The 6655-nt window shown below is 35.9% G+C and carries 4 protein-coding genes and 1 pseudogene; all 5 read right to left on the reverse strand.

All coding sequences use genetic code 11. The annotated features are described in order from the left end of the window. Positions 1–731 precede the first annotated feature (731 nt). Positions 732–1790, reverse strand: coding sequence for an abortive infection family protein (locus tag ACFING_RS08930; RefSeq protein ID WP_375630554.1), 1059 nt, complete (start codon positions 1788–1790; stop codon positions 732–734). Positions 1791–3022: 1232 nt separating this feature from the next. Further along, positions 3023–4387 (reverse strand): MFS transporter, encoded by a 1365-nt coding sequence (locus ACFING_RS08935; protein ID WP_375630556.1) that lies wholly within the window; start codon positions 4385–4387, stop codon positions 3023–3025. A 57-nt stretch (positions 4388–4444) separates the two neighbouring features. Further along, complete coding sequence (locus tag ACFING_RS08940) at positions 4445–4669, reverse strand: hypothetical protein (protein WP_375630558.1); 225 nt, start codon at positions 4667–4669, stop codon at positions 4445–4447. Positions 4670–4973: 304 nt separating this feature from the next. After that, positions 4974–5321, reverse strand: coding sequence for a hypothetical protein (locus ACFING_RS08945; protein ID WP_375630560.1), 348 nt, complete (start codon positions 5319–5321; stop codon positions 4974–4976). 890 nt (positions 5322–6211) lie between these two features. Continuing rightward, positions 6212–6655: pseudogene (locus tag ACFING_RS08950) on the reverse strand (DUF3792 domain-containing protein); the annotation flags it as partial.

The following is a 6655-nucleotide window of genomic DNA, read 5'->3' on the forward strand; positions in this document are numbered from 1 at the left end:
ATCTGCTAACTTTTTGTAACAAAAAACTGCAAACAATTCCTTGAACTCCAAACTATCTATACCACTAAATACTAAGGCGGATTTTTACCTAGAAAGCTTTTTGGGGTAGCGAGCCTATGCCTATGATCATTGTGATGATGCCAACTTTTTGCAAATAGTGTTTTAAGAGGGTAAAGCATTATGTTGATAGCAGAAAGCCTGTAAAGAGAAAATGGCTATGGTATGTAAGAATAGTGCCGTTTTTTATACGGAGCTGCCTTATTATAAGATTAAGTAAGGTAGGGGAAGAACGTATAGGTATGTAATTTACGCGCATAAAGGCTTTGTAGAAATTAGATCTAAACTCAGATTTTCTCTCTTTAGGGAGTTAAGACTTGTATTTTTATCATAATGACTAGCTTCTCCATCATAATATTTCTTCACGAGAGCTTTCCAAAAATAGTACACTAGCTAGTTTGTTCTTAAAAAAAATAATCAAGGCAATACTTTTGCACCATCCTCATTCGCCATCCTTAAGGGCGGCTTTTGCATTTACAGAAATTGCCCACTGACTTTAGAAGCGGAGCCTAGAAACGTGGGGAAGAGGAACACCATAGAGCGGTGTGACTACTCATGTTGTCATGCTATAGAAATATTTGGTTTTGTAGGGTAGAAGCAGCCACTCCCCTTTAATGCCTAAAAAGCATTAAAAATGGCACGAGAAAATGCTGGTAGTCGTGATATGGTTTTTATTATGGCTGATCCATGAGCTCTAAGATATAAATTGAGAGGGAATGGGCGGCATTAAAAGTTAAACGCGCATGGCGAGGCTTGAGATTGATTAGTTCAAAATCCTTTTCTGAGCGGCCATGCGCTGCACTTTTCTTGTTCCTTAAATTCATAGTACCACTAACGATTCTGGATAGACCGGTTGCGATCATTCTTAAGTCATTTTTATCTAGATCTTGATTTTTTAAGTTTTTTTGCTTTATATCATCAGTATGAATCTTAGCCTTCTTAGCAACTTCTTTCCATAAAGCGTACAGCTTATTATGGGCATTTTCTTTATATAGGATAGAATGGTGGTCGAGATAAGCTTTGCAAGAGGCTTCCAACAGATTTGCTGCAAATAGAACTGCCTCCCTTGGATCTTTTTCTATATTTTCTAATGCCCTATTTATTTCGATTTCTACTGCTGAAAGGCCTTTCTCTGCAATACGGTTTTGTAGCTCTTTTATAGAAAGAAGACCTGCTTTGATAATATACCCTCCACGCTGATATTCCAATCCATCTTTCTTTAACGTTTCTAAAATTTTACGTTGATCTTCTTTTAACTGTAGAGTTTTTTTGTATAACGATGAATTCAATCCGGTAGGGTCTGGATCATAATATTCTTTTTCCATAAAATCACTAAGCAGGTTACCAAGGAATTCAAGTGGTTCTTCGCATTGAGAATTGATTGCACGTAGCCACGCTTTAACTTTTTGGATTTTTGTACCTTCTGGAATCTCAGGAGGAGCAAATGATGCAATAAACAAGTCATCTAACTCGTTATGCGTATAATGGTGCGCAAACATTGGAGGGAGTAGTCCAATGATTGCAGAAGGGATTTTGTTTTTCTGAGATATTTTTTGCGGAGACGATAATTGCATTTTGTATCTTTGTAATATCAAAAAGTGGTATGTTGAGTGGTTTTTAGAGTATGATTTTATTGCCTGACCTTGTATAGAAGGTCGCGCAACAATTTTGTGGCTTATATAAGATTTGTGAAAGATAAATGCCATATTGTGTTTTATTTTTTCTCCTTTCATTGTTATAACAGTGAAGGGGGAATAATGTGTGATAATTCGAAAAATATAGAATGAGAACAGAAGTATAATTTTGTATTATCGTAACTGCAATAGCATTCTTTATTGGCAGATTGTTTATTGGAGAGAAGGAAGTAGGCAATGCGCATAATCCCTGAACGGAAGGTTTTGTGACAAGAATTTCAATAATGGCATGTTACTAAATGTTGTGTGTGTTCTTTGCTTGTCAGAAAAAGTAGATGGCGCTCTTTATTTGCATAACCGGTATCGAGTAATGAGTAATGCGGGAGGCTAGTTTAAAATCTCGTTTATTCCGTTAAAGCTTACTGTTTTCTATAAAAAGACTGTTTTCATGATATCCGCTGTTAATCTCGCGTATTTGGTAGAGATGAAAATATAAACGTTTATCGTGTCTGTAAGGGAGCTTGAAGCAATGAAGTTATGTGTAAAAGAGTTCTGAAAAACTTCTTTTGTCCGTAAAACTTATAAGGAAAATTTAAAGGCAGGAAAATGTTAGAGAAATCTAAGAGTACGCTGTGAAAATCAAGAAACAGTCTTTTTAGAGATGGTTTGCTGTCTGTCATCGTGCTTCATGATTTTCAATGTTTTTAAAATTTCTTTCTCAATGAGAGAGGGCTTTTTTATTAAAGCGGGGGAGATTTGTTATGACAGTTAACAATGAAATGGAGAGAAGATGCTGCTTTACCAGCTGTTTTTGTCGCTTCAGTTTCATTTGAACCTATTATGATTATGAAAGCATAGTGATTCAATGACTTTGAAAAGGGAGAAATAACATTATCAAGTTTGCAATACAGTGCGATTTTTTGCATCGCGATGCGTGGCAGAAGATGGTCAGCATTTGGGGGCATTGTGGGTTCTATATTCTATGCTGGTTCTGTAGGGCGTCTGTTAGCGCATTTATGGAACTATTCCGCATTGAAACGCGTGCTTAATTTCGTGGATCTTTGCAAAGGTCTGATCAGAAAATCCCATATTTCAAGAGGTTTTTAGAGGGATCTAAAAGCACAGAGGTATCATAAAATTACAAACACCGTACGTTACTGGAGGTGATCAATTTTAGAGCTTAAGGAGCTTATCGATTTAGTGTTCTTTCATAAAAATGATGAAGGTTGTGTTCAAGGTCTCAGTGTGTTGGTTTCTCGAAAAGTGGTAAATGCTGTATGATTTTATAAGCTATTGCCAATGTTATGGCTAGGGAGTTCAAATAAAGTATATCATAAATCGGAATTCTTCTCTTTACGCGATAAGAGGAGGGCTAGGCAAAACAGTAAAAATGTAGCGATAGAGAATATGAAGAATACGATATATGTTTGGTTTAAGGACAGGGATTCTTCTGTCAGCGAATGGATCAAAAAGCCAGCGAATATACCCCCTAAGGCACCACCTATTTGCTGTAATATGCGTGTGATAACGGCTGTATCTTTGACGTATAAACTGTTGACATATTGGATGGGGGCGGAAAGGCAGACAATGGTGGCGATGCCAAGTCCTATGCCTCTTAGCAAGAATCCAAGTCCATCCATGCTTATATTATAGCCAAAACATAATAACCCAAAGCTTGATATCACTAAACCAATTCCTATCATGAAAAAGGGAGATTTTTCTTTCCATTTTTGGTAAATAAATTTCCTTCCGATCCATGCTCCTACCCCTTGCAGAGCAAGGAGGGCACCGATGATGAGAAGGCTATTTTCATGGGCTTGTTCCATGGCAACGGCTAGTGGGAAATAAACGAGGAAGCTATAAAAAAGAAATGAAGCAACAAGCCCCATGATCATGAGTAATGTGTAGCGCGCATTTTGAAATCCGCTAAAGACGATTAATTTGTTTTTTGCTTTCTGATTAGAAACAATGAATAATATGAGAGATATCATGGCTATAAGCGCTAGGATAAAGAGGGCGTTGTGGTTATTGATGTTTCTGGCTTCTGTGAGGTAAAAAAACGAAAGAAGGGAGATGGAAAACGCTAAAAATGCAAATAAGTTAAATTTTGTTTTTGTTGTTTCGTTGCTCTTTAAATGTTTTGCTCCAAGGGTGAGTGCCAATAAAATAAGCGGAATATTGATAAAAAATAACAAACGCCAAGACACATACTGAGCAAGCGAGGCGCCTACCAGCGGACCAAAGGCAGGAGCGAAAACTGTTGGTACGGCTATGGTGCCCATGGCTTGGCGCACTCGTGTCTGTCCAAATTGTAATGCAATGATGGTTTGGCTAAGGGGCAGTAAAAGACCTGTCCCGAAACCTTGAACGATACGGGCAGATATAATAGTTGGAAAACTATAGCTTAATCCTACCCCCAGTGATCCAAGCATAAAAATGAAGCTTGCAAGAAACCAAGTGCTTTTGATACCTATTCTTCCTTGCACAAAAGCGGCCATTAGCAGCCCTGGAACGGTGGCGAGAAAATAGGATGTTACAACCCATTGTATATTATTTCCTTCCACGGAAAAATAATGCGCAAGGTCCGGAAGGATGATATTAACAATGCTCCCGTCCAGCAGAGGAAGTATGCTGGAAATAATTACGGTATATATGACATACTTTTCTGATTGAGTGTAGGAATCTCTCTTTTGCATTATTATGCCCCCTGTTGATATTCTTTAAAATATTGTCCCCGCCCCATTCACAAACTTTTAAAAATTAACACGTGTTTGTGATATCTGCGGCTTTGATATTGGAATGAATATGATTGGAAGTGCTGATGGTCCCCTTGTATACAATCCCTCTTCCTCCAAAATAAAACCATCGGTTAAGTTGATCTTAATGAGTTTATCGAGGAGTCTGTTTACTGTCAATTCACTCTGTATGAGAGCAAAAGCAGAACCTACACGAGACGTGCATGCCTGCTCCATTTGCATTTATTATTTAACATGGAAAATGTTAAAATCTTTATAAATCAAATTATTGACTTAAAAATCCAATGTTTGTTTATAGATCATTTTTTATGCTTAAATGATTGTTTGGGTGTCAAATGTATTCTCAATAGCTTATAATTTTCTTTTCTTAAATGTGCAGCCTTTTCTGGAAAATGTTCAACAATCTCTTGATTGTTTAATAAAAATTAAAATCGGTTATAAGGAAGGGCTTGTAAATTATAGAGTAGGAAAAAGGTGCATTTTATAAACAACAGGGGAGGGTTGTTTCCATAGCCAAAACATTTTTTCAAGTTGTTATGGTATTTTTTTGAAGTGCTTGATCGATAAAAGTTTGATAATTATCAGAAACAATATATTGGGTATTTTCTCCCAAAACTTTGAAATGTTCATGACCGCAATGGATTTTTGCTTTTTCCAGAACGCGCAACATGTCTTCGAAAATACTTCTTTTGCTTTCCACAACAAAATACAGTTTTTCTTGCCCATTTTGCTCGAATAATACAGTCCAATCGGGAGTATATGATCCAAGAGATGTATCAATTTTAAACCATTTAGGCAGTTTCGCATAAACTTTAATCTTATCGTTTTTTTCAAATGATTGTGCAAAATTGAACTCAATATCTGAATCATAAATACATGATCATAAGTTGATTTATCAGTTTTTGTCATATTCTTTTATAAAACAATTTGCTTTTATATTTATTAAAATGCATTTTCTATTTTATTTTTTCATATAATTAGCCAATGAAGTTTTTGCTCTAATATCGCAATTTGTAAAAGACTATTTTGGTCATTCAATATGAAACTTTTTATGTCGGTTTCTTGTATTGAAAGCAATGGTACGATTTTTGATATCTGTATAAAATATTTACAAAAAAAATTTAATAACGCATGATTATAGAATTTTGTTCTTTGTTTGAAGCATGTACAGTTAAACCATTATTTATTTGATACATTTAATCTAGAATGTAAATTTTGTTCGTATCCTCAAACTAAAATACTGGTATTGAAGTGGTGAGAGTGTTGCTTTGTTGAGAATAGATAATTTGGTAGGTTGGTATTCCCTTTGTATCAGAGAATTCAACTTATTCTCTCATATTGTGCGTGGATGAAATGTTAACCGCATAATGCTCCCTCTTACATGAGATGTAAGATTGATATGGTTTCCATATTGAGAAAAGTTGTTGATCGTAGAGGAATATTTTTTTGCGAAATTTGTTTGGCTTAAATGGAAAAAATAGAGCAAGAGTCGCATATTTGTTATGCTGTAATGGCATATATATAATCGATGGAGTCAACACTTCATTTAAGAAGTTTTTTAAAGGAAAAACATAAAAAAATAGAATTATTGAAAAAAATCTTTTATTTTGCAGCTTGTTTCTCACGATTATAAAAGCTTCACGTGGATTTTGAAAATTCTTGTTGTGTTGAAAAGCATACAAAAATCAAGAAAATTTTGCAAAAAAGCTACACTATGCGTGCAGCTTTTTATGTATTTGCTTTAAAGGTAGACAGGTAGATGTTTTAAAGCATGAAAGTGTCCTTACGGCTTCTATAACCATAATAGCCAAAAACACTCGAAATAATGGCGCCTACCAGACTTCCTAAAAAGCCCCACCACCCCATATTGGAGGCTGTTTTTGTGGCTTTAGTCGCAGTGTTTTTGGCGCCCTTGATCGTATCCTCAAGATTGTCTGAAAGTGTTTCTGCCCGTTCTTCAAGGACTTTTATGGCTTTTTCGGTTTTTTCTTCTGCGCTTTGATAGAGTTGAACAGCATGGTTGGCTGCTGTTTGTGCATCCGCACGGGACATGCCATCGGTCATAAGGGCCTTGATGATATCACTTCGATCAAATTTTGTCGTGAGATCTTCTACACGATCAGACAGGCGTTCACCAAGATTTTTTAAAGTGGTGCGATAGTAAGAAGGATCATTTTTGAAAGCTGTTATCGCAGAACCAATATCATT

It is taken from the genome of Bartonella sp. AP150HLJHH (genome assembly GCF_042196385.1).
In the GTDB taxonomy this organism is placed as follows: domain Bacteria; phylum Pseudomonadota; class Alphaproteobacteria; order Rhizobiales; family Rhizobiaceae; genus Bartonella.